The sequence below is a fragment of the Krasilnikovia cinnamomea genome, from assembly GCF_004217545.1.
Taxonomy (GTDB): domain Bacteria; phylum Actinomycetota; class Actinomycetes; order Mycobacteriales; family Micromonosporaceae; genus Actinoplanes; species Actinoplanes cinnamomeus.
In genome coordinates, this window is sequence record NZ_SHKY01000001.1 from 4,545,056 (window position 1) to 4,568,262 (window position 23,207).

Here is a 23,207-nt window from a genome sequence, read left to right on the forward strand (position 1 = left end):
CCCGACCGACCGTAGCCAGGTCGCCTGCTATTTGCCGACGATGTCCAACAGCGCGAGGCATGTGAAGGGCACAAGCAAGGCTGCCACGCATGCGAGCCAGTACCGGGATGCCCGCACGGCCGTCCTGCGGCGCATCCACACATTGATAAACCCCCAGATGGAGCCGAACATGCAGAACACCGGCGTGGCGAGGATCAGCCAACCGGCCATCCCGTCGTTCTCGGTTGGCTCCGGCTGCGTCCATCCGAGGTCGGCCAGGGGCCAGTTCGCCAGGATGTACCACGCCAGGAACAGCGGAACGATGGCCGGAATCCCCAGCAGCACGTTCACGCCGATCGGTATACCCAGCTTCCAGATGCGCTCACTCCTCATGATCAATAGATCGCCCGAATTGCTTCGTGCCAACTTCGGACGAGGGCGGGGCAACGGAAGCAAACGCATGGGCGTGACGCTAACGCCGGGAAGCAAATCACCGGGCGCCACCGACGCGGTCCCCAATGCTCCCGCAGGATTCGCCACACCCCCCTGGGGCTGCCCCGTCTCCTCGTCGGCGACGCCGTAGCATTCCGGTGCTTCATCCTGCGCCGGCAACGGGGGTCCAATGAATCGGGTGGTTCTGATCACCGGCGGAGGCAAAGGCATCGGACGGGCCACCGCCCAGCTTTTCGCCGACGACGGATACAAGGTCGCCGTGACCTACCGTGAATCGCCGCCACCGGCCGGCGTCTTCGGGGTGCGATGCGACGTCGCCGACGACGGCAGTGTCGAGGAGGCGTTCGCTGCCGTGGAGGCGAACCTCGGCCCGGTCGAGATTGCCGTGATGAACGCCGGTGTCACGCGCGATGAGCTGCTCCTGCGCATGGACGAGAAGGACTTCTCCGAGGTCCTGAATGTCAACCTCACCGGCGCCTTCCGGGTCGCCGAGCGGGCCAGCCGGTCGATGCTGCGGGCGAGGTGGGGTCGGCTGATCTTCATTTCCTCGGTCGTCGCGCTGTACGGCGAGGCCGGTCAAGCGAACCATGCCGCCGCCAAGGCCGGACTCGTCGGGCTCGCCCGGTCGCTGACGCGTGAGCTCGGTGCACGCAACATCACCGCGAACGTCGTGGCGCCCGGTTTCACCGCCACCGACATGACGGCCGGGCTGGCCGACGAACAACGCCAGCACATACTGCGGCAGGTGCCCGCCGGCCGTGCTGCTTCTCCCGAGGAGGTGGCCGCAGCGGCGAGGTTCCTTGCGGGGGACGCCGCCGGCTACATCAGCGGCGCGGTGGTCCCGGTCGACGGCGGGGCCGGAATGGGTCACTGAGCTGCGGCAGGCCGCCCGGTTCAGGCGCCCACCGCGTGATATCCACCGTCGGCATGCACGATCTCGCCCGTGGTGGCCGGGAACCAGTCCGACAGCAACGCGACACAGGCCCGCGCGGCGACCTCCACGTCGTCCGCCTTCCAGCCCAGCGGCGCGCGGGTGTCCCAGGCCTCCTCGAAGCCGGCCGACCCGGGAATGTTGCGGGCGGCGACCGTACGCAACGGTCCGGCCGCCACGAGGTTGACCCGGATGCCCCGCGGGCCGAGGTGGTGGGCCAGGTAGCGGCTGCACGACTCGAGCCCGGCCTTGGCCACCCCCATCCAGTCGTACGACGGCCATGCCACGCCGGCGTCGAGCCCGTCGACGTACGCACCGACCCGGTCGGCGAGGCTGTCGAGGTGTGCCGGGTCGGTGACGTCCAGTTCGACGACCGGGGCGGGCTGCGGCAGTCGCCGGGCGATCCGGTTGACCAGGCTCAATCTTCCGTATCCCGTGAGCACGACGGTCGCGCCCTGCTCCTGCGCCAGCCGCGCGGTGTGGAACGCGATGGACGACTCGGTCAGGACACCGGTGATCAGCAGCCGCTTGCCGGCAAGGATTCCCGTCACCTCAGCTCCCGGTCCGCCGTCCGGTGGGTTGGCGCCGGGTCGGCCCGACGCCGGCGTGGCCAGATGGAGTAGGAGAACGAGATGACGAAGTCGATGATGAGGACGGTGACCCACACCTTGCTGACGAGCATCAGGGTCGGCAGGTCCTCGGGGACCGTGTCCTGGATGCTGGCCTTGATCCACGAGTGACCGAGGAACCACAGCACGCCCTGGCCGATCAGGAATATGCCGAGGTGCTCGAGCCACCGGCGGCGTTCCTTGCGGGCGTGCTCCAGGTCCGGGCCGGCGGGCTTGGCAGACGGGTGGGCCGTGTCGGCAGGGACCAGGTCCGGGCGTACGGGCGCGACGTCTGCGGGCCGCGGCGCGGGAATCGCGGGTGGTGGGGCGGGCGTGGCCTCGCGGGGGGTGGGCGCCGGCCGGCTGGGCAGGCCGAGTCGCCGCACCGCGAAGGGTACGAGGATGGCACCGACGGTCAGGACTGCGGCACCGAGGGCACATGCGATCCGCCAGCCCCCGTTCGCGTAGAGCGCACCGAAGACGGCCGGGCCTACCAGCGCGCCGACGAGTTGTGCACCCTCGTACATGCCCATGGCCCGGCCGAGCGCGCCGTTGGCGGCCTCGGCGACCGTGGCCTCCTCGACCGGGATCGCCGCCGCCAGGCAGACCGAGGTCAGTGCCCAGATCACCGAGATGACCGCGGGTTGTGGCGCGAATGCGAGCGCGCCCGCACTCAGCGCGCTCGCCAGCAGGGCCAGCCCCAGCGTGACGCTCCGGCCGAGTTGCCCGGTGACCTTGTGGGTGTGGCCGGGCAGCAGGACGAAGGCCAGGAACCCGGGAGCGAGCACCATCGCGATCCCGACGGGATCCAGGTGGAACTCGCGCTGCAGGTGCAGCAGGAGCAGCAGGCCGATGCCGGCCTCGGCGGTCGCCGTCACGGCGGTGAGGGTGAGCAGCGGCCACATCCGGCGGCCGAGCTTGCCCGGTCCGCGGGCCGGTCCGTCGCCCGGTGGGCGGGCCGGTGGAGCGGATCGGGCGCTGAGCATCACCGCGGCGGCGCAGACGGCGGCGACCGCGCCCAGCCCGAAGACCGCCGGGTAGCCGAGCCAGCCCAGGATGACGAACGCGCCGAGGAAGCCGATGAACGAGCCTTGGCCCTCGGCGGCCAGCAGTTGGCCGAACGCGGCCACGCCGCCGGTCTCACCGACCCTGGCCCGCACCGCGACCCAGAACAGCGCGCCGCCCGCACCGCCGAGCGCGGCCGCGGCGAACGCCCACGTCAGGTTGGGTGCCAGCGCGTAGCCGGCGAGGGAGGCCGCGTAGAGGAGGGCGCCCAGGGCGGCGATCCGGCCGCGGTCGAACCGGTCGGCCAGGACGCCGGCGATGGGACGCACCACCAGCGACAGCGCCGCCTCGACGGCGACGACGGCGCCGACCTGGGTGGGGGTGGCGCCCATTTCGGCGGTGGCCCACAGGGGCAACAGGAAGTCGACGACCTCGGCCGGGGCGCGGGTCAGCGCGGCGGCGGAGTATGCCTTTTCGTCACGGCGCACGGAAGATTGGCTCCAGGTGTCGGTCGCGGGTGCGAAGCAGGAACGTCGCGGGTGCGGAGCAGGAACACCGCTTCGACGAGGGTCCGCTTGCGGTCCAGGTCGGCCTCATGGCGTGGCATGCGCCCGTACTGTACAGGCGTTGGGAAAGCGGCAAGATCACGGGGTCATGATCTGTCATGAGACTTGACACGCTTTGACAGATTTCGGATCGTTTCGCCATGACCCCAGCCGAGGCTCTCGCCGGTATCGCTCACACCCGTACCCTGATCGCCGGACAGCGTCGGCTCGTCGGCCCCGACATCACCGACATCGTGCTGCGCCGCGCCGGTTATCTGCGCGGATGTGGAGTACGACGCGGGCATCGGGTGATGGTCAAGGGCGCCAACAGCCTCGAATACGTGAGCACGGTGCTGGCTGTCATGCACCTCGATGCCACGCTCGTCGCGGTGGATGAGCAGCAGCCGACGGCCGACGTGGCGGACATGATCCGGCGAGCCGGGGTGGACTGGCTCACGTCCGACGAGCCCGCCGATCGCGACGCCGGATACCCCGTGCCGGTGCTGGCGCTCGACGGCGACGCACCACCGGTGGAGGGCGACGACGCGGTGAGCCTGGCGGCCTGGCGGAGCCGGCTACCGCGCCGTGCGGACGATGGCCGTCGACTACGCCATGATCAACGCGTGAGGGTCCGGTCCGTCCTCGACAACCGGGCCGGCACTGGCCTCGCGCCACGCCCGGGCTGCCAACCGGTAGGCGCCGGACTCCTCGTAACCGGATGCCGCGCGGTGGTAGAGATCCGTCGCCCGACGCTTGTCGCGCCGCGCACGGGCCAACCGAGCCAGCGCGATCAGACAACGGGGCTGGTCCGGATAGCTCTGCCCGGCCGTGTCCTCCATGGTGGCCGCGGCGCGGCGGGCGCCGTCCAGGTCGTCGCGCGCCAGGGCGGCCGTGATCTCGACGGCGGCCATGCGGTTGCGGTCGGCCGGGCCGCCCAACAGATCCGTCGCCTGCCGTGCGCGCACGAGCAGTGGTTGGGCGGCGGACAGGTCACCGGACGCGACCCGGTGTGCGGCGGCCGCCCGGGAGAGCCGCATCCAGGTCCGTACGTCGGTGTCCGGACCGATCAGCTCAAGGGCGCGGTCGAAGTACGCCTCGGTGCCGGGCTGGCCGAGCAGGAAGAGCACGCTGCCGGCGGTCCAGTTGACCAGCCCGCGCAACAGCCGCACGGGCACGTCGTCCGCGATGGCCAGCAACTCCTCGGCCGTGGCCCGGCCCTGCTCCCACTCGCCACTCTCGCCGCAGGCGAGGAGGATCTCGATCCCGGCGCGGACCCGTTCGGGCGTGGTGGCGTCGAGGGGAGCGGCTGCGGCGACCGCGCGCTCGGCGTACCTGATGGCCTGACTCGGTGTCCGGCCTTCGCGGGCCACGGCCGCCAGGGCGGTGGCCACGCGGGCCTGTAGCAGCGGCGACTCCAGCGTCAGTGGATCGTCGAGAAGCTCGCCGAGCACCTCGGCCCGGCGTGCGCTGTCCGCCGCGTCGGTGAGCGTCTCAGCCAGCTCCCACCGGATCTCCCACAGCACGTCCTCGTCCTCGTCGAGGGTCGCGGTGTCCAGCATCGACTCGAGTTCGGTGCGGGCGAGCCCCCCGTCACCGTCTGCCCGGGCCGACCTGGCGGCGATCAGCCGCCCGATGAGCTCCAGGCGGTGCGCGCGGTTGCCGGCGGGTGCGTCGGGCACCGGTTCGGTGAGGTCGGTCAAAGGCACGCCGAGATTGGCGGCGAGTGCGCGCGCCAGTTCCGCGTTGGGGGTGCGGCGGCCACTCTCGACGAGCGAGACGTAGCTTGGTGACATGCTGGCACCGGCGACCTGGGCCTGCGACAACCCGCGGACGCGGCGCAGCTCGCGTAGCCGGAGGCCGAACGCCGGCTGTTCCACCATGACGACCTCCTGAACGCAGCTGAGAACCAGCCGAGGACCTGTGGGTAGCGACAGCAGTGACGCCGAACGGCCGGCGCGTTGAGACGATCGGAGTCTCTCGGCGAAATCCGATTGATCGCCCGGTACGCGGCTAGTCGACGGATCGTAACCTGATTTGACAGGTCCGGCAATTCTCCACGACGCGATGTCGTGCAGACCATGACTCGAACGTGATAACGCTCTCTCCGTGTCTCGCGCCGGCGTTGGCACGCCGCCCCGGATCCGGGGCGGCGGGTACGGCGGTCCGGCGGTACCCCCTGGAACGCGTCAGCTGGTTACGTTGGCTGTCATGGCGCTGTCAGAATCCATGACTCGCCGATGTCGGGCCACGGGCAGTCATCGGTACCCCCGTGGCCTGACGGCGTTGTTGGTGGGCTACGCCGTCAGTGCGGTCGCCGAGTCGATGACGCTGGTGGCCGTGCCGTGGTTCGTCTGGCAGACCACGGGCAGCTTCGCCAAGACCGGTGTGGTGGTGGCGGTCGCCGCGATCGGCTCGGCCGTGATCGGGATACTGGCCGGCCCGTGGGTCGACCGTCTGGGGTTCAAGCCGACCGCGGTCGTGATCTATGTGATCGGCGGCACGGCACTCGGCGCGCTCGCCCTCCTCGAGTGGCTGGGCCTGCTGACGTTCGAGGTACTCCTGCTGCTGGTCCTGTGCGACAGCGCGCTGGACGCACCCTGCTGGTGGGCGGCAACCTCGGATTCGTGGTCGGCTTTCACCTGGCCTGGCTGGAGTGGGTGCGGTTCGAGGTCCTGCCGCAGACCCGCGTCGCCGTCCGGTTGGCGCCGGGCAACGACGTGGTGCTTGCGGTGATCTACTTCGGACCACTGCTTCTCGCGGCCACCTTTCTGCTGATCACGTATGCGCTCAGGCGTCGGCGTGGGCGGTGAGCCGCCAATCCCGGACGCGAGGGCTGCCAGGCTGGCAGACCGCGATGGACGTGGTTGGTGCTCGTGGGTCAAGATCCTTGACGACAACGCGAGGCAGGGGAGGTGTGGGGGATGAGGTCGAGGCTGCGCAAGCTGCACGTCGACGGCCGGGAGTTTACCTGGAAGGCCGGCATCCGAGCCGTACGGGGATCTGACGGTGATCGTCGCCGTTGCATCCGTGTCCGGGTGTGGGGAGCCGGAAAGGCTGGTCGCGCCCTGCAAGCTGACTTGATCGAGCACCCGCCGCCAGCGTCGGGGGCGGAAGCCTATTCCTACCCGACCGCGGAGGATGTCCGTGTTCTCGTCAGGTACGGGATGCTCGCGGGCTGGATGCCAGCAGCGGCCGGCGGCACGTTCCGGGTGTCGTCGACGGCCGATCTTGCCCTACCCGGGTTTGCCATCACCGAACTCTTGTGGGCTGCCGAGCAGCCGCACCCCGACGCTGGTGCTCGCTGACCCCAGCCTGACCCCAATCCGCAGCGCCGTCGGCACGGCTAGTGAGGACGGCCGGTCCACGCGCCGGCGGCGACCAGGACGCGCAAGGCACGCCGGCCGCGGCGCGCCATGACGGCGGCGATGGCGACGCCGACGAGCGAGAACGAGCGGTCACGGATCCGACAGGTCGCGAGAAGAAATGCTCTGCCGGGTTGATCCTCGGTGGCGCGGTCCCGGCGAACCCGTCGCGTCAGCGCGGAGAACCCGACCGCAAGATTTCTGTGGCGGGTTGTCGTATCGGAGCGGCGCCGTTCGTGGTGATGTGGAAGGCGGTCGTCGGGACTGCTGGAACTGAGGAGAGCTGCGGTGACGCACTACCTGTTGAGCGTGCACGGACCCGCCGAGCGGGACGAGTTCGGCAACTACGGCTCCAAGGAGGAGATGGAGGAGGCGTTCGCCGCCACCGGCGCCTTCAATGACAGGCTTCGCACCCAGGGCTACTGGGTCTTCGCCGGGGGACTCGCGCCGGCGTCCACGGCGACTGTCGTGGACGGCCAGGGCGAGACGCCGGAGATGACCGACGGCCCCTACCTGGAGACCAAGGAAATCATCGGCGGTTTCTGGGTCATCGACGCACCCGATCTCGACGTGGCGCTCAGGCTCGCGGCCGAGGGATCCAAGGCGTGCCGGGGCAAGGTCGAGGTGCGTCCGTTCGACGGCCTCGCCTGAGCCGGCTGCTCCCCGTCCGGAGCCGTCGAGCGGAACACCATGACTGGCTGCCCGCTTTGTGAACAAGCGGTCCTGACTTGCAGGGCGTGGCCGGTTGGCCCGAGTAGGGATGGGCATTGCGCTGACCTGCGGGAACGGTGAGGATGCCCGCGTGAAGATCATGCGATGGTTCGTTGGTACCTGGCCCTCGCGGATCTACCGTGCCCTGGCTACCGTACCGACGGGCCTCGCCCGCGTCCCGTCGCGGCATTGGTCGGTAACCCCGGGCCGGCGGATGCCGGTCGGCGCGGCGGCCGCCACGCTCCTGGCCACGGGGGCGCTGGTGTTCGCCACCCACCGGACACCACCAGAGCCGGCACCGGTGCCCGGGATCGTCGCAGCGGGGCCGGGGATCGTTCCCGCAGGGCCGGCCGGGCTGATCGTCCGGGACGGCGATCTCGTCGAGGCGAGCGGCCCAGTGGAGGATGCGGAGCTGTGCGCGCCGGCCCCGGTCCCGCTTTCGCTCGGCGGTGATACCTGCCCGTATGGCATCCCGGTGCCGGGCGTCAAGCCGACGGACGGCGCAACGCTGCGCGGCCGATGGCATCCGATCGGGCTGTCCGACATCCGGCGGATGCCGTACGCGCCCACGTCGGCCGGCGTGCTCGGGGGTTCCGACCTGCCGGACACCCCGCCGTGCCCGGCGCCGGCCGGTGGCTGGCGCGACGGCGAGGACTGGGTCGACGACCAGGTCCGCGACTATCTGCACGCCCATGCCGAGCAGTTCGCCGAGCCGTTCGCGACGCACCTCGGGAACGCCCGCATCCTGGTGGTCAAGGTGGTGAACGGCGACGTGGACCAGGCTCGGAAGGCGTTGACCGCGATCTACGCCGACAACCTCTGCGTGGTCGCCGCGCCCGGGGGGCACAGCATCGCCGCAGAGGACAGGCTGCAGGCAACCACCGGCAGAGCGGTCGGGGCGCTGATGAACGACCCGGCTTCGGGCATCTACCTGGCCGGCTCGGAGGACGGCAAGATGCGGGTGATGATGGTCCAGCTGACGCAGCCGCTGTACGACAAGCTGGTCGCGATCGGCCTCGACCACCTGATCATCGACCCGTGGATCCGCCCGGCCGGCCCGTAGTCGCAGGATGAAGCGGGTCACCCCGACCGGGCCGCCTGGCCAAGCCACAATGCCGGTCATGACCCTGACAACGCGGATGCTCACGCCGGAGACCTGGGATGACTTCGCCGCCCTCGTCGAGGCCAACAACGGCGTGTGGGGTGGATGCTGGTGCATGGGATTCCATCCGGAGGGTGTCGGGGAAGGGCACACCCCGGAAGGAAACCGGGACGCGAAGCGCCGGCACGTGACCCGTGGCACGGTCCACCAGGTGCTCGTCTACGACGGTGAGCGCTGCGTCGGCTGGTGCCAGTTCGGCTCACCGGTGGAGCTGCCCAACATCAAGAACCGGCGCGCCTACGACCGGGAAGCCGGTGATCCGCCGGACTGGCGGATCGGCTGCGTCTTCACCAGCGCCAAAGACCGTGGCAAGGGCGTCGCCGCCGCGGCGGTCGCCGCGGCACTTGACGAAATCAGGCGGGCCGGCGGCGGCATCGTCGAGGCCTATCCGGAACAGACCGAGGACCGGCCGCCACAGCGCGGTTCCTATCTGCACACGGGACCGGAGGAGTTGTACGCGCGACACGGCTTCGCCCGCGTACGGAAGATCGCGAAGTGGCGGTGGGTCATGCGCACCAAGGTCTCACCCCTCCTGCTTCAGCCGTGATCGGCGCTCCAACCTGTCGCAGGTGGTGAGCGTGCCCGCCATGCAGGGTCACTCTTTCGCGGTCATAGGAGCTCTCTCGCGGTCGCGGCGGGACCCCGCCGTGCCGAAGCGGGGATATGGCTCGGGCGCTGGTGGGAGTGCCCGGCACTGGCGGCGGAAGATCAGGAACCCATCGTTCACCTACTGGACATCCGGTGTTTCGCGCATGTCGGCTTGGTGGCGAGGCATCGTGAGATCGTCCCGGCAAGCCTCCCGCTGTCGTGAGGCGACACCGCAGCACGGCATCACGGGGCTGGGCGCGACGGAGACGGCATCGCCGTCTCCGTCGAATTCGGATGAACACCCAGGCCGCGACCCCCTGTCCGCAACCTGATCGGTCAGCGACCCAACATGAGTGCCATTCGTGAAATCGCTCCCTCACGATCGTTGGATGGTTACCGAAGTTGGCCCGAGACCGCGCTCGGCGCGACACATATGCCCGTATCGTTGGCCCGGAGATGAACGGAAGGTAACGAAGGGTGTACGGAATGGATGCGCCTACGCTCGACATGCGCACGGAACCCGACGGGACAGTCGTCATCCGGCCGCTGGGCGGGATCGAGGCAGCCGATGCCGTGCGACTCCAGCAACTGCTCGTGCACACGGTACGGAAGGTCCGGCCGTCCCGGCTCGTCCTCGACTTCACCGCGGTGTCGCGCCTCGACCCGATCAACGCGGGAACGGTGTCCGCCGCGTGCGGTCTCGGAGACGACCACCAGGTCGCCGTGTTCGTCCACAACGCGTCGAGCGGGATCGCCGAACAGCTCTCGGCAGCCGGTGTGCCGTCCCACCGGCTACGCCGGACGACCGCTGCCGCATGACGGTCGCCCGCACCCGGTGGTGATGCGCCGCTGCGCGATCATCAGTACGCCGATGTCCGCCACGGCGGAGATGCCATGACGAATTCTGCCGGCATGGCGTCGGATCCGGGGCGAGTCATTCGTAGCACAGGCGAGAGGCGGCTGGACGGGGCCGCCGGGACAAGGGAGTCGTGGGATGACGCGGTACCTGATCTCGTTCAATGACGGCGCGATGGACCACATCCCCGAAGGGGACTTTCCTGACGTGGGCAAAGCCGCGCACGCGGTGGTCCAGGACGCCGTGAACGCCGGCGTGTTTGTGTTCGGCGCGGGACTCGAACGCCAGAGGGCGAGTGTGGTGGCCACGGACGGAATGGTCACCGATGGCCCTTACCCGGAGACCAAGGAGGTCATTGGCGGGTTCGTGGTCGTCGATGTGACCTCACGTGAGGAGGTGCTGACGTGGGCTGCCCGGTTCGCCGGCGCTTGTCGCTGCGAACAGGAGGTCCGGGAGCTCCTACCCGATCCCGAATTGGACGCGATGCTTCGCCGTTCTGACCGGTGATGGCGCCGCGAGAACGGATCTGAGTCCTGCGCCGGCCGTTTGGGCGGGGTGGGCTTTCGGGCGCCGATCGCGGCCCGAACGGGCAGGGCCGGCGATCGCCGAGGCTGCCCGACGAGGATGGTCCCTGACCCGCGGATACCCCTACCGTGCTCCGCGTGAAGAAGATCCTCGTGGCCGCTGCTGCGGCACTCGCGATGTTGACCGTAACCGGGTGCGACGACGCCACCACCGACACGGCCACGGCCGGCGGCGACAACGCACCATGCGACCTGGTGGAAGCCGCCGAGGTGGCAGCGATCCTCGGCGAGACGCCGGAGCCTCAGCGCAACGGGGCCAACCCGGGCGGCCAGCTGTGCCTGTGGGACCGCGCCGATGACAAGCAGAGCCTGTGGTTGCAGCAGTTGGCGCCCCGGTCGAACCCGGAGCAGCACCTCAATGGCTACGGCTGGACCGCTGAGGGGTTCACCAGGTGGGCCGACAGCGACGCGGAGCCGGTCGACGGCCTCGGGGACAAGGCGATCTACGAGGCGAAGGACCAGCTCGGCGGCGGCGGTAAGGCGTTCGCGCTCTCCGTGTTGCACCACGGTGAGCGAGTGTTCGTCCTCGAACTCCACGTAAAGGGCTCCGATGGCTCTGAGGCCGACGCCACCCTCGACAAGCTCCGTCCGGTCGCCGCGAAGATCGTCGAACGGCACTGAGAGCGCAGTGACTAGCAACGGCGGGATCGCTGCCAGGCCAGATAGGCGGCCGGCCTGTCCGTGACGATGCCCGAGATCGGGTACCTGGTCATCCGCTGCCACTCGCTCGCCGTGTTGGCCGTCCAGGTGTAGACCTTCAAGCCCGCGCCGGTCCACTTCGCCATGCGTCCGGCGGTGATTGCGTGGTGGTGCTTGATCAGGATGCTGGCGTGGGGTGTGACGGCCGCCGGGTTCGCATCGCCGAGGCCCTGGACCAGGGCCCGCTTGAACCCCGGTACCTTCGCCCTGGCCTCGTCGAGCGTGGCTGAATCGAAGGAGGCCAGGGTCAGCTTGGAGGTCATGCCCGGGCGGGAGGTGAGGGCGGCCTTGAACGCGGACCACTGGGCGTTGGTGGGGTTGGTCTTCAGCTCGACGAACACCTGCGCGCCGTCCACCTGCGCGTCGTTGACCACGTCGGCGAGCGTGGGTACCGGCTGGCCGTCGGACGTGCGCAGCCGGGAGATCTCGGCGTAGGTCAGGTCGGCGACTTTCCCGGTGCCGTTCGTGGTGCGGTCGACATCGGGGTCGTGCATGATCACCGGCACGCTGTCGGCGGTAAACCGGACATCGGTCTCCCAGAAGGAGTTGCCGGAGTTCCGCGCTCGCCTGAAGGCATTGCGGGTGTTCTCCGCGTAGCGCTCGGTGCCGCCACGGTGGGCGATACCCGGCCTGGCCACACAGGCGCTGACCTGCGCCGATGCCAGTTCGGTGACGGAGGCAAGGCCACCGCCGATGGCTAGTGCGGTCAGGATCGCAAACGATCTACGAATCATCCGCGAAGCGTGGCACGCATCGAAGAATCGAAGATCACCGGGGTGGGCGGGTCGCTGTCTTCGTCACCCGAACGCGATCACCAGGTCAACTGTTGCGGGTCAGTGCTCCGTGGTCGTGGTGAGGGTGATGAGCCGGGTGGCCTGGTCCTTCAGGCTGGCCGCGGCGGTCAGGACGGTCTCGGCGGCCTCCGCCGAGGACTGGACCGCGTCGGCGACGGCCTGCATGCCGCCGGTCATCTCGGAGCTGGTCGCGCTCTGTTGCTGGACCGCTCCGGCGATCATGCCCTGCTGTTCGGCGACCGCGTCGATCAGCTCGACGATCCCGGAGATCCCCTCGGCGGCCTCGGTGCTCTCCGTTTGGATCCCCTCGATGATCTCGGAGATCTGGCCGGTGGCCTCGGCGGTCCGCGCGGCGAGCTCCTTGACCTCACCGGCGACGACGGCGAAGCCCTTGCCCATCTCGCCCGCCCGGGCGGACTCGATGGTGGCGTTCAGGGCCAGCAGCTTGGTCTGTTCGGCGATCTCGGTGATCAGCCGGGTGACGCTGCCGATCCGCTGGCTCGACTCCTGCAACTGCTCCATCCGGCGGGTGGCGTCGCGTGCGGCCTGCACGGCGGCGGTCGTGCTGGACGAGGCGCTGGTGATGCCGCGGGAGATCTCCTTGATGCTCTCGGTGAGCTCGGCGGAGCCCTGCGAGACGCCGTCGGCCTGCTCGGAGCTGTGCCGCGCGCTGCTGACGAGCTCCTGCCCGGCCTCGGTCAGCGAGGTACTCGCCGCGGAGAGTTCCTGCGCCAGGTCCGCGGCGAGCGCCTGGGTCCGGGACTGCTCGGTGGTGTCGATGTAGTTCATCAGGATGCCGCCGGCGAACCGGTCGAAGTTCGCGGTGCCCTGGAGGGGTTCGCCGGGCCGGCTCTGCCGGACGAACGGGAACGAGTCGATGGTCCGTACGGTTTCCTGCAGGATCGTCCGCAGTCCCTGCAACGCCTGCGGGCCCTGCGTCTTGAGGATGTGCTCGATGGCCAGCACGGCTGCCTTGTTGCGGTACAGGGCCTCGCCCGCGCCGTCAACGATCAGCAGCGCGGCGGGCGCGTTGTCGAACGCCTCGAACACCGAATTCCCGAACTGGGAGAGAGCGTGGGTATTCGTGCCCCGCGTCCGCCACCACTTGCGCATCTCGACTCCGCATCCACTGGCTGTCCCCCGAGTGTTTGTCGGCAGCGCCGGGCAGGACTTGAGGCGGCCCCGGTGCGAATGCGGACGGCGGGCGGGACCAGGATCAGACGCGACCCACCGCGAAAGAGTCAGACAAATGCCGCCGCCGACGGCCTTGTCCGCCACCCTCAGGGAGCACGCCCGCTGATCATGAAGCCGTCCTATCAGGATCAGGCGTGCGGACGGCTCCTAGGCGGAACTTCCGTGTGCGGCGTACCGCTCGTCCCACTGCCGCAGGTCTTCCAGGACCCGGCGCACGGAACGGCCGAGCGCCGAGTCGTCCTCCAGGAAGATCGCCTCCAGGGGCAGGGAACTCACGTCGGGTAAGAGCCGTACGGGCTCCTCGTCCACGGTGTGCACGTGCGGCTCGACCATGCTTGCCTCCTGCGGCGCGTGACGAACGGCCCGGCTACCTGCGCCGTCGTTGGCGAGGTCGGACGGTCGTCTGCCGCCGATGCCGGGCCCAGATGCGACGCAACCGTCGCTGAGAGGCAATGAGGTACGGAGCTCGAGGGCGAGCGACCACCATACCGCGCCAGCTCTGGGCACCACGATACGTGGACACATATCGCTTTCCCAGCCTGTCGTGACAATGCGGCCGGGACACCCCGGGGTCGCTACGGGGTGGTGCCGTGGGCCGCGTAGTTCTCGCCCGGCCGGCCGAGCTCCTCGTGGACGCGCCGCAGAGCGTTGTTCAGCACCGTGTCCTCGGCGCTGAGGACCTTGTCCAGGGGCAGGGTGCCGAGATCGGGAATGACGTGATTCACGTCGCTGTCCGTGGTGTTCGCTGCCGCGTCGTCCATCCCTGCGCCCTCCACCTGTCCGGCGCCCTCCACCTGTCCGCTTCCGGAGGGCGCCGAGGAGCGTCGCGCCGGCGCGTCGTCAGCGAAATCCTATCGCTTGGCAGGAGCACCCGAGGTCACAACACGGCTATTGTGCGCCGTCCAGGCCGCGCGCCTGCGCCGCAGCGAGTCATCGGCGGTAGCCGATGCGGAAACGGGTACCGGAACGGCCAGCAGGGCATCCAGCGCGGTGCGGAGATGGCCGGCGAGGACCCGGCCGCGCGGGGTGAGCTCGCCGGAGCTCTCCAACGCGGCGAGACCCACGTCGACGTGCGTACGGACGACGGCGAACTCGCGGGCGGCCTCGTCCGCGAGGGCCGGCGCCGCCAGCAGCGCCCGCCAGGTGTCGGCCACGCCGAGGAACGCGTAGACGCCCTGGATCAGGCCGCCGGTGGGCCGGGCATCGACCCGCCACGGTGCGAAGTGGCGTTCGGTGCCGCCGGGGACGACGAGGGGGACCAGGTCGAGCAGCGCGCTGAGCTTCGAATGCTGGAACTCGTGGACCAGCGTCACGGCGAACTCGGTGGCCGACCGTGGCCGGGTCAGCCCCATCGTCCCGAACGCGTCGCGGGCCGTGCCGCTGCGCGCCACCCCGCTGTCGTCCGTGACCAGCGGGACCAGCGAGCGCAGGCCCACGGTCAGCTCGTCGGCCCGTTCCGGCGCGCAGCCGGCCAGCAGGGCCCAGGCTTCGGCGTAGCGGTCCTGCCAGCCGGTGAACTCGGCGTCGCCGAAACGGCCCGCCGGTGATGCGTGATAACAGTCCCGGTACGGGTTGCCGTCCTCGACCGCGACCGTCGCGACCCGGTCGCCGTGCCGGGCACGCAACCGGCGCAGCGGCTGCCAGCCCTGATCGTCGTCCGCGGCGCGGACCGTGGCGGACGGGCCCGACACGGTCGCCCGTCCGCCCGACACCGTGATCAGCGCCGGGCCGTCCCCACAGTGCACCGCCGTGCCGAGGGTTGGCAGCGTGACCGCTCCCCACCGCGTACGGGTATGCAGCTCGGTGTCGACGCCCGCGCGCAGCGCCGCGACGGCGGCGACGGCGCCGAGCTGCGCCACGTCCTCCGCCAGGGGCACGGCGGACTCCGCGTGACCGAGGTGGCGGCGCACCGTCCAGGCCAGCCAGGCGCCGACTAGCGGATCGTCGAGGAGTTCGGTGACCGCCCGGCGGTCGCGCCGGTCCGCTTCGATCAGCACGTCGATGGCGTCCCGGTCGCACCCGGCTGTGCTCAGGTGGCGCAGCAGCAGCAGGCGCTTGCTGCGCTGCGCCGCGGCGAGATCCGCGACGGTCGCGGCCCCGCCGAGGCCCGAACCGAGGGCGGCGAACTGCTCGGGTGGCACCTCGTGATACGCGATCATGCGCGGCTCCTCAGTCGGTCGTCCAGATCCGCCCGGACCCGTGCCGTGACGTGCCGGATCAGGCGCACCATGTCGGCGCAGTAGACGGTCGGGTTGCGGAAGCCCTCGCCCGCGCGGAACCGGTGCGCGTAGTGACCGCCGCCGCAGACGGTGTGCACCGGGCAGGCGTGGCAGGTGTCGCTCAGCGCCCGGACACCGATCTGGCGCGCGACGACGCCCGGCCGGCCCAGCGCCGCGTCGAACGGGTCGTCGAAGACGGTGAGCCCGGTGGCGCAGGCCCCGGGGTAGGTCGACTTGAGGGAGTCGGCCTGCTCGATCTCGCCGTCCGTCTCGACCACGACGACCGCGACCGGGCTCAGCCCGATCTGCTCCGAGCGGCCCGAACCGCCCAGCGCGAGCGCGATGACGTCCTCGAACAACCGGATGCTCGTCTCCTGGCGTGGTGCGTCGTACCAGCGGTCGAAGACGGCGATCAGCCAGTCGGCGTGCGGGGTGGTGCCGGCGTGCGGGTCGCGCACCGGCGGTTGCGACCAGTTCGCATGCGGTAGGAGCAGGTCGATCGCCGGCGGCGTGTACGCCAGCAGCGCCTCGTAACAGGTCAGCGGATCGGTGCCGGGGTCCACGGTGCACAGCATCCCGGCGAAGGCACTCCGGTACGGCGGGCTGCTCAGCAGCCGCAGCGCCCGGTCGACCGCCGTGAAGCTGCCCCGCCCGTCCGGCAGGCGCCGGTGCCGGTCGTTGTCCGCCTCGGCGCCGTCCAGGCTGACCCCGACCGTGACCCCGCAGTCCCGCAGGCGACCCAGCATGCGCTCGTCGAGCAGGACACCGTTCGTCTGGATCTGCACGTCCAGCCGGCAGTGCCCCTCGAGGCTGGCCCGGAAGTCACCGACCAGGGCCGCGAGGCGGTCCGCCCCGGCCAGCAGCGGCTCGCCGCCGTGCAGGATCAGGCGCATCGCCCTCAGGTCGTGGCCGCGAGCGTGTTCGGCCATGCGGGCGGCCGCCGCCCGCCACGTCTGGCGTTCCATCGCTCGTGGCCGGGTGCGCCAGCTCTGGTCGGCCATCTCGTACACGTAGCAGTAGTCGCAGGCCAGGTTGCAGCGCTGGTGGACCTTGAGCACCACGTCCCGGAACGGGGTGGGCCGCCAGCCCGTGGCCCGCAGGGCCGCGACGTCCAGCAGCTCGTCCGGCCACGGTGCCGGAGCGCCCTCCGGCCCGCGCGTCGACGGCATGCCGAGGTCCCGGGCGGGCACGGTCAGACCCACGGCGCCGGGGATGCGCAACAGCGGACCAGCATGTGCCTGATTCTCCTACAGGTCGGCTCTAGACCGGTGGGGGCTCGATGTCGCACTCCGCCGCCTTTCCGGCCACCGCGGCCGCCACCAACGGATGTCCGGTGCCCAACGTGCGGCGGAGCTGGTCGATGCTCCTGTCCAACAGGGTCCGGGATTCCGGCGAGCCGCGCGACATGAGGACGCCCAGATTGATCGCGCAGATCAGGGTGTCCGGATGCTGTTCACCGAGGATCCGCTTCGCGTCCTCCAATGTGCCCGCCAGCCGGCGCCGGGCGATGTCCTCCTCCCGCCCCAGCACCAGGTCGTTGGCCACGCCGACGGCCGCGGCGATGGTGTACGGATGGTCGGGGCCGACCACCTCCCGCAGGGCCTGGAAGCTGACCTCGCCGATCTGCCGCGCCTGGCGGCGTTCGCCGAGGGCACGCAGGATGATCGCCTGGTTGGTCGCGGCGGCGAGGGTGAGCGGGTTGCGGTCGCCGAAGGTACGGCGATAGCGGTCGACCGCCTCGCTGGCGAAGCTGGACGCCTTGTACACCTCGCCGTTCGCGTACAGGCAGTTGGCGTAGGTCATCTTGGCGGCCAGGGTCAGCTCGTGCTCGGTCCCGAGCGACTCCTGGCAGTGCAGGTAGAGCTGGCGGCCCAGGTCGAGGGCCTCCGTCAGCCGTCCGGTCTTCCGCAGACCCTGCACGATGGTGCGGGTGGCGGCCAGCAGGTGCGGGTGGCGCCGCACGAGCCGGCTCTGATAGGTCGGCCAGATGGACTGCTGCAGGTCCAGTGAGGCGCCGTAGTCGCCGAGTCCGTACAGGTCACGGGCCAGGTTGGACACGGACAGCAGGGTCCGCTGGTGATCGGGGCCGACCGCGCTGCGCCGCAGGTCGGCCAGTTCGGTGTCGATGTCGTGGGCGGCCTGGAAGTCGCCGACGGCCCGCAGGCTGACCGCCAGGTTGTTGCGCGCCTGCAGGGTGGCGGTGTGGTCGGCGCCCCGGATGCGCTGGTACGCCTCCACGATCTGCCGGTCCCTGCGCAGCGCGTCCGCGTAGCGGCCGAACACCCGGTCCAGCACGGCCAGCAGGTCGGAGAGCTGCAGGGTGGTGGGGTGGTGGACGCCGTACGCGGGGTGCTCGACGAGCCGCCGCCAGCCCTCGTCGGCCAGCCGGTACGCCTCGCCGTACCGGCCGAGGTCCTTCAGCGCGGCGGCCAGGCGCTGCAGGGAGGCCAGCGACTGTTCGTCGTCGGCGGCGCCGTGGCGGGTCCACTGGTCCAGCGCGTCCCCGCTGAGCCGGCGGCTGCCCTCGAAGTCGCCGATCTCGGACAGGTAGGTGGCCTGGTCGATCAGCACCTGGCGGGAGTCGGGGTCGGTGGCGTCGACCATTCCGGCCGGGCGCAGGTGCGGGCCGATCCGCCCGTACATGTCCCAGGTCAGCGGTGCGGTGGGGTTGCCGGGGTTCGCGGCCGCCAGCAGCCGGCGCGCGTTGGTGTACGCCTGCGCCCGCGCGTCGGCCGGTAGCGCGTCCCGGACGATCGCCTGCACCAGCCGGTGCACCTGCAGCGCCTGCCCGTCGTCGACGACCTTCACCAGGCCGTACCGGCGCAGCCGCCAGACGGCCTGCTCCAGGGCGTCGGGCAGCTCCAGCAGGCGCCCCAGCGGCGGCGGGATCGGCTGGCTGCCGCTGCGCAGCAGGGTCAGCGAGATCGGCTCGGCGCCCAGGCAGGAGATCAGCTCCAGCAGTTGCGCCGTGCTGGTGGACTCCCGGCGGATCCGCTCCGCGGCGACCGTGACGGCGGTGGCGACGGGGATCCGGTAGTCGCCGGGGGCGGTGGACATCAGCAGGCGCAGGGCGGCCTCCCGCTCGTCCAGTTGCTGCAGGTAGTCCACCACGGGCGTACGCGTTGCCGACTGCATGGCGGCCACCTGTTCCAGGGCCAGCGGCAGGTCGCCGAGCCGGGCGGCCAGCTGGTCCGCCTCCTCACGCATGATCTGGTGGCCGCGGGCGCACAGCAGGTCGATGCTCTCGGGGCGGGTGAACACGTCGACTTCCAGCGCCCGCCCCTGGTTCAGCCAGGCGGCGTCGCGGGTGGTCACGATGAGGTGGCCGCCCGCCTGGGGGAGCAGGGGGACGATCTCGTCGGGGGCGTTGGCGTTGTCGTAGACGATCAGCCACCGTCCGGCGCCGCTCTCCAGGCGGGTGAGCACCGTACGGGCGGTCTGCGCCATGTCGTAGCTGGCCGGCCATTCCCGGCGTTCGCCCAGCGTGGCCAGCGCCGCCGTGGCCCGGGACGGGTCCTCGGCGGTGATCCACCAGACGATGTCGTAGCGGTGGGCGCTGCGATGCAGGTACTCCACCGCGAGCTGCGACTTTCCCACGCCCGCGAGGCCGTGCAGGATCAGCGGCTGCCACGGTTCCTCGGCCAGCCGCCCGGAGATCTGGTGGAGCAGGTCGCGCCGGCCCGTAAAGGCGTGGTTGCGCTGCGGTGTGATGCCCGGCGGCAGCCCGTCGGCCAGCGTGGCGGCGCCCGGCCGCTCGGCGTCGACCGGCGTGAACTCGTCCACGGGTTTCGGCGCCGGCGGCTGATCCGTCTCCTGACCGTCCACCATGGCCAGCCATAGCGCGTGGAACCGGCGTACCTCTTCCTCCTGGTCCGGGCGGTGCACCGCCATGATGGCGAGCTGGCGCACCACCGACTCCAGCTTGGACCAGCGCACCCGGACGTCACCGCGGAGGATGGAGCCGACGGTCTCGTGACTCACCGTGTCGGGCATGTGGTTCTGGCGGCGGATCTCGGCGCTGACCCGGCGATACGGCGGTCGCCCTGCGGCTCGGTAGAGCAGTTCCAGTTCCGCCTGGAGCTCCCCATGCGGCACCCGCCACACTCCCTGATCCACACGGGCCTGCGCCCCCCGTGGGCGGCCCGGCCCCCATCCGCTAACCGCCAACCAGCGTCAATTTGTGTCATGGACAGCATTCCATACCGGCCTGCCTGACGTAACCACCCGTAAACCTTTGGCGACGCACGGCAGAAATCGATCTCGGGCGTTCCGGGCCACACACCATTAAATCAACGGTTCCGGTGTGGAGGGAGAGTCGAGATGTGGGTACAGGCGGAGGAGCTGGCCTTCATCGCGGTGCTGGTCACCGCGATCCTGCTGATCTTCGTGGCGAAGGTCGACCCGGCGGCGGTGACGGCGGTCGTCGACCTGGCCGTCGCGTTGCAGACGGTACGGGCCGCCCGGGCGGGCGGACCCGACGGCACGGAGATCCGGTCGTGAGGCGGGCCGGCCGCGATCGGTGCGGTTGACTACGTCGGCGGCGGCTCGAGGTCGCACTCGGCGCGGCGTTGCTCCCCGGCCGCCACGGTCTCGGGGTGGTCGGCGCCGAGGACCTCGGTGAGCCCGGCCACCGCCCGGTCTAGAAGCGCCCGCCCGGCGGCCTCGTCGCCGTCCGCCAGCAGGCTGACGGCGGCGTTGACCTCGCAGGCCATGGTGTACGGGTGCCGGTCGCCGCGCGAGGTCCGGGACGTCGTGAGCGCCGTGTCCGACCAGCGCCGGGCGCCCGGCACGTCGCCGGCCGCGGCGTAGTCGTTCGCCAGGCCGCTGATCACGCACAGGGTGTAGGCGTGCGTGTCGCCCAACACCGTACGCATCCGCGCGTAGGTGCGTTCGTCGAGCGCGCGGGCCCGGTCGTGCTCGCCGAGACCGCGCAGGACGATCGCGTAGTTCGACGTCGCGGCCAGCGTCAGCGGGTGGTCGTCGCCGAAGACGCGCAGGTACCGGTCCACCGCCTCGGCCGCCAGCCCGCGGGCGCGCGCCAGGTCGCCCGTGACCCGCAGGCTGTTCGCGAGGGTCATCGCGGCCGCCAGCAGATGTTCGTGCTCCTGGCCGTACCGGTTGATGGTGTCCAGGTAGTGCTCCTCGGCGGCGGCCAGCGCCTCGGCGTACCGGCCGACCTTGCGCAGGGTCACGGCCATCGTCCGGCCGGCCAGCAGCACCCAGGGGTGACGCGGGCCCAGTTGCTCCCGGAACGGCGAGAGCACGCGCTGCTGCAGGACCAGCGCCTCCGCGTACCGGCCCAGCCCGTAGAGGTCGCGGGCCAGGTTCACCTGGGCGAACAGCAGGCGCAGGTCGTTCTCGCTGACGTTGCGCTGCCAGGCGTCGACCGCGTCGGAGTCGATCCGGTAGGCACCGGGGAAGTCGCTGAGCATGCGCAGGTTGACCGCGAGGTTGCCTTCCGCGGCCAGGGTCGCCGGATCCTCGGCGCCGAACAGGCGGCGGTACCGGGCGACCGTGTCCTGGTCCGACTCCAGCGCGTCGCGGAACTCGCCCGCGACCCGCCGGTTCGGGGCGAGCTCGGTGGCGGCGTCGAGGGTGTACTCGTGATCGGGGCCGAACTCCGCGCTGTTCTTCAGGCGTTCGAACGCGTCCTCGATCATCGTGCGCGCGCGCTCGTTGAAACCGAGCAGCCGCAGGACGGCGGCGAGGTTGCGGCTGGCCCGCAGGGTCAGCTCCCCGTCCGGACCGAGATCCGCCGTGTTCTCGACCTTCGACCAGGTCGCGACGGCCGTCTCGCCCAACCGGCGGGCGCCCTCCAGGTCGCCGATCTGCTGCAGGTAACGGGCCTGGTCGAGCACGACCCGGCGGGCGTCGATCAGCTCGGAATCGACCAGGTCGGCCGGGCCGATGTGCGGGCCGATCTCTGCGTGCACCGGCCAGAACTCCTCCACCTCGGGATATCCCGGGTTGGCGGAGGCCAGCATGCGGTGGACGTTGGTCCGGCTGCGCTCGATCGCCTCGGCGTCGAGGACGTCGTGCAGCACCAACTGGAACAGCCGGTGCACCTGGACCCGCTTGTTGGCGTCCACCCGGGCCAGGCCGTACCGGCTGAGCTGGCGGATCGCGCGGTCGAGCCGGATCTGGTCGCTCAAGGCCTCCTTCAACGCGGGTGAGACGCGCGCGTCCCGGCCCCGGCGCATCAGCCCGCCCGAGATCGGCTCGGCGCCCAGCCGCGCGAACAGCTCGAGCAGTTCCGCCGTCGCGGGCGCGGCGGCGCGCAGCCGGTCCAGCGCCAGCTTCACCAGCGCCGCGATCGTGGTGCGGTAGGAGTCCTGCTGCCCGGGGGCGAGCTGGCGGACCCGGACGTCGAGCTCGGCCAGATACTCGTCCACGGGCATGCCGGTGGCGGACTGGCAGGAGGCGGCCTGGTCGAGGGCGAGGGGCAGGTCACCGAGCCGGGCCGCCAGCCGCTCGGCGTCGGCCGTCGAGACGTCGGCGCTGCGCTTCTGGACCAGCTCGATGCTCTCCGGCCGGTCGAACACGTCGACCTCGATGGGGTCCCAGACGTCCGACCAGGTCTGGTTGCGCGAGGTCAGGATGACGTGGCCGCCGCCCTCGGGGATCAGGTTGGCGACGTCGTCGGGGTCGTTGGCGTTGTCGTAGATCAGCAGCCAGCGCAGCGACGAGTGGGCCAGCTGGTCGAGGACCAGACCGGCGGTGTGCTGCAGGTTGGCGGTCTCCGGGGTGCCGAGCCGCCGGCCGAGGTCGCGCAGCGACTGCAGGACCAGGGTCTGGTGCTCGGCCGGGATCCACCAGACGACGTCGTAGCGGTCGGCGTACCGGTAGGCGAACTCCACCGCCAGCTGGGTCTTGCCCACGCCGCCGAGCCCGTGCAGCGCGTGGGGCAGCACCGAGGCCTTGGATCGTCGGTCGAGCGCCCGTTGCAGGGTGAGCAGCATCGTTTCGCGGCCCGTGAACGCCGGGTTCCGCAGCGGGACGCCGTCCCAGATCCGCAGTGGATCTGGCTGCCCCCGCACTGCATCGGGCTGGCCCCGCAGTGGATCAGGCTGGCCCGTCGATGGTCGGTTGTCCGCCTGCGGCACCGCTACCCGCGGGTCAGTCACCGGGATCCCGCTCCCTATGCGTAGGGGCCGGATGCGGGCGCCCGCGATGAGCTGAGACACCCTCCTTCCGACCATCTTCCGACGGACGCAAAACAGCAGAATCGTAGCATTCGGACCGGACTTCCATGGGGATACCGCCTGTTGCCAGGCGAGCCCATCGAAGACCACGGTCGCCATGCGCCACGCAAGATCCTCCTCACCGGACCGGCTTGACAAGATCCTCCGCGCTGTCGATCTCCCGATGTCGCGCGCATGCCTCTGTGGACAGCCGCCAGTACCCAGCAAATCGTCGGGGGCCCGCCGCCGAGTACCGCCGGACGGATGAGTGTTGTCAGTTTTTGGAAAATCCTGGCAAGTTGCCGCCCCGGCGCACTGGATCTCGGGGAAAGCGGA

At 70.7% G+C, this 23,207-nt stretch carries 22 protein-coding genes and 1 pseudogene; 10 read left to right on the forward strand and 13 right to left on the reverse strand.

Annotated elements, in window-relative coordinates; genetic code table 11:
- Nucleotides 1-27: 27 nt before the first annotated feature.
- Nucleotides 28-330, reverse strand: a complete 303-nt coding sequence (locus EV385_RS20740; protein ID WP_242624980.1) for a hypothetical protein — start codon at nt 328-330, stop codon at nt 28-30.
- A 271-nt stretch (nt 331-601) separates the two neighbouring features.
- On the opposite strand from EV385_RS20740, the gene fabG reads away from it, so the two are divergent.
- The gene (fabG, locus tag EV385_RS20745) at nt 602-1,306 is read left to right on the forward strand and encodes a 3-oxoacyl-ACP reductase FabG (protein ID WP_130510964.1); all 705 of its coding nucleotides are present in this window, start codon (nt 602-604) and stop codon (nt 1,304-1,306) included.
- Between the two features lie 20 nt (nt 1,307-1,326).
- On the opposite strand, the gene EV385_RS20750 is transcribed toward fabG, so the two are convergent.
- The 3 genes from EV385_RS20750 to EV385_RS34385 all read right to left on the reverse strand — a co-directional run bounded on the left by EV385_RS20750 (nt 1,327) and on the right by EV385_RS34385 (nt 3,826).
- Nucleotides 1,327-1,914 (reverse strand): SDR family oxidoreductase, encoded by a 588-nt coding sequence (locus EV385_RS20750; RefSeq protein WP_130510965.1) that lies wholly within the window; start codon nt 1,912-1,914, stop codon nt 1,327-1,329.
- A complete protein-coding gene (locus EV385_RS20755; protein WP_242624981.1) occupies nt 1,911-3,464 on the reverse strand; it encodes an MFS transporter in 1,554 nt (517 codons plus the stop codon). The genes EV385_RS20750 and EV385_RS20755 overlap by 4 nt, the downstream gene beginning before the upstream one ends.
- A gap of 164 nt (nt 3,465-3,628) precedes the next feature.
- On the reverse strand, nt 3,629-3,826 hold the full coding sequence (locus EV385_RS34385; RefSeq protein WP_207229885.1) for a hypothetical protein: 198 nt from the start codon (nt 3,824-3,826) through the stop codon (nt 3,629-3,631).
- On the opposite strand from EV385_RS34385, the pseudogene EV385_RS36140 reads away from it, so the two are divergent.
- A pseudogene (locus EV385_RS36140) lies at nt 3,776-3,985 on the forward strand (AMP-binding protein); the annotation flags it as partial. The gene EV385_RS34385 and the pseudogene EV385_RS36140 sit on opposite strands and share 51 nt — an antisense overlap.
- A 141-nt stretch (nt 3,986-4,126) precedes the next feature.
- Here EV385_RS36140 and EV385_RS20765 read toward each other — a convergent pair.
- Nucleotides 4,127-5,401: a helix-turn-helix domain-containing protein gene (locus EV385_RS20765; RefSeq protein WP_130510966.1), complete on the reverse strand. Its 1,275-nt coding sequence runs from the start codon at nt 5,399-5,401 to the stop codon at nt 4,127-4,129.
- 328 nt (nt 5,402-5,729) lie between these two features.
- Here EV385_RS20765 and EV385_RS20770 point away from each other — a divergent pair, with 328 nt between their 5' ends.
- From EV385_RS20770 to EV385_RS20800, 7 genes are all read left to right on the forward strand, one after another.
- A complete protein-coding gene (locus EV385_RS20770; RefSeq protein ID WP_130510967.1) occupies nt 5,730-6,254 on the forward strand; it encodes an MFS transporter in 525 nt (174 codons plus the stop codon).
- Between the two features lie 917 nt (nt 6,255-7,171).
- Complete coding sequence (locus EV385_RS20775; protein ID WP_423203073.1) at nt 7,172-7,534, forward strand: YciI family protein; 363 nt, start codon at nt 7,172-7,174, stop codon at nt 7,532-7,534.
- A gap of 151 nt (nt 7,535-7,685) precedes the next feature.
- Complete coding sequence (locus tag EV385_RS20780) at nt 7,686-8,657, forward strand: hypothetical protein (RefSeq protein ID WP_130510968.1); 972 nt, start codon at nt 7,686-7,688, stop codon at nt 8,655-8,657.
- A 58-nt stretch (nt 8,658-8,715) separates the two neighbouring features.
- Nucleotides 8,716-9,303 (forward strand): GNAT family N-acetyltransferase, encoded by a 588-nt coding sequence (locus EV385_RS20785; protein ID WP_242624982.1) that lies wholly within the window; start codon nt 8,716-8,718, stop codon nt 9,301-9,303.
- Between the two features lie 548 nt (nt 9,304-9,851).
- Entirely contained in the window at nt 9,852-10,163 is a 312-nt protein-coding gene (locus EV385_RS20790; protein ID WP_242624983.1) for an STAS domain-containing protein, read from the forward strand.
- Nucleotides 10,164-10,338: 175 nt separating this feature from the next.
- Complete coding sequence (locus EV385_RS20795; RefSeq protein ID WP_130510970.1) at nt 10,339-10,707, forward strand: YciI family protein; 369 nt, start codon at nt 10,339-10,341, stop codon at nt 10,705-10,707.
- 155 nt (nt 10,708-10,862) lie between these two features.
- Complete coding sequence (locus EV385_RS20800; RefSeq protein WP_130510971.1) at nt 10,863-11,405, forward strand: hypothetical protein; 543 nt, start codon at nt 10,863-10,865, stop codon at nt 11,403-11,405.
- 11 nt (nt 11,406-11,416) lie between these two features.
- Here EV385_RS20800 and EV385_RS20805 read toward each other — a convergent pair whose 3' ends face one another.
- The 7 genes from EV385_RS20805 to fxsT (EV385_RS20835) form a co-directional block, all read right to left on the reverse strand.
- Entirely contained in the window at nt 11,417-12,217 is an 801-nt protein-coding gene (locus tag EV385_RS20805; RefSeq protein ID WP_130510972.1) for a glycerophosphodiester phosphodiesterase, read from the reverse strand.
- A 99-nt stretch (nt 12,218-12,316) separates the two neighbouring features.
- Complete coding sequence (locus EV385_RS20810; protein ID WP_130510973.1) at nt 12,317-13,390, reverse strand: methyl-accepting chemotaxis protein; 1,074 nt, start codon at nt 13,388-13,390, stop codon at nt 12,317-12,319.
- Between the two features lie 228 nt (nt 13,391-13,618).
- Nucleotides 13,619-13,804: a hypothetical protein gene (locus EV385_RS20815; RefSeq protein WP_130510974.1), complete on the reverse strand. Its 186-nt coding sequence runs from the start codon at nt 13,802-13,804 to the stop codon at nt 13,619-13,621.
- 242 nt (nt 13,805-14,046) lie between these two features.
- Nucleotides 14,047-14,232, reverse strand: coding sequence for an FxSxx-COOH cyclophane-containing RiPP peptide (fxsA, locus tag EV385_RS20820; RefSeq protein ID WP_130510975.1), 186 nt, complete (start codon nt 14,230-14,232; stop codon nt 14,047-14,049).
- Nucleotides 14,233-14,322: 90 nt separating this feature from the next.
- Nucleotides 14,323-15,630 (reverse strand): HEXXH motif domain-containing protein, encoded by a 1,308-nt coding sequence (locus tag EV385_RS20825; protein WP_130510976.1) that lies wholly within the window; start codon nt 15,628-15,630, stop codon nt 14,323-14,325.
- Nucleotides 15,627-16,910, reverse strand: a complete 1,284-nt coding sequence (locus EV385_RS20830; RefSeq protein ID WP_242624984.1) for an FxsB family cyclophane-forming radical SAM/SPASM peptide maturase — start codon at nt 16,908-16,910, stop codon at nt 15,627-15,629. The genes EV385_RS20825 and EV385_RS20830 overlap by 4 nt, the downstream gene beginning before the upstream one ends.
- A gap of 40 nt (nt 16,911-16,950) precedes the next feature.
- Nucleotides 16,951-19,785, reverse strand: a complete 2,835-nt coding sequence (gene fxsT, locus EV385_RS20835) for an FxSxx-COOH system tetratricopeptide repeat protein (protein ID WP_130510977.1) — start codon at nt 19,783-19,785, stop codon at nt 16,951-16,953.
- 225 nt (nt 19,786-20,010) lie between these two features.
- Between fxsT (EV385_RS20835) and EV385_RS20840 the strand changes: the two genes are divergently transcribed.
- Nucleotides 20,011-20,190, forward strand: coding sequence for a hypothetical protein (locus tag EV385_RS20840; protein WP_130510978.1), 180 nt, complete (start codon nt 20,011-20,013; stop codon nt 20,188-20,190).
- A gap of 29 nt (nt 20,191-20,219) precedes the next feature.
- On the opposite strand, the gene fxsT (EV385_RS20845) is transcribed toward EV385_RS20840, so the two are convergent.
- Nucleotides 20,220-22,727, reverse strand: a complete 2,508-nt coding sequence (fxsT, locus tag EV385_RS20845; protein WP_165449543.1) for an FxSxx-COOH system tetratricopeptide repeat protein — start codon at nt 22,725-22,727, stop codon at nt 20,220-20,222.
- Nucleotides 22,728-23,207: the final 480 nt, after the last annotated feature.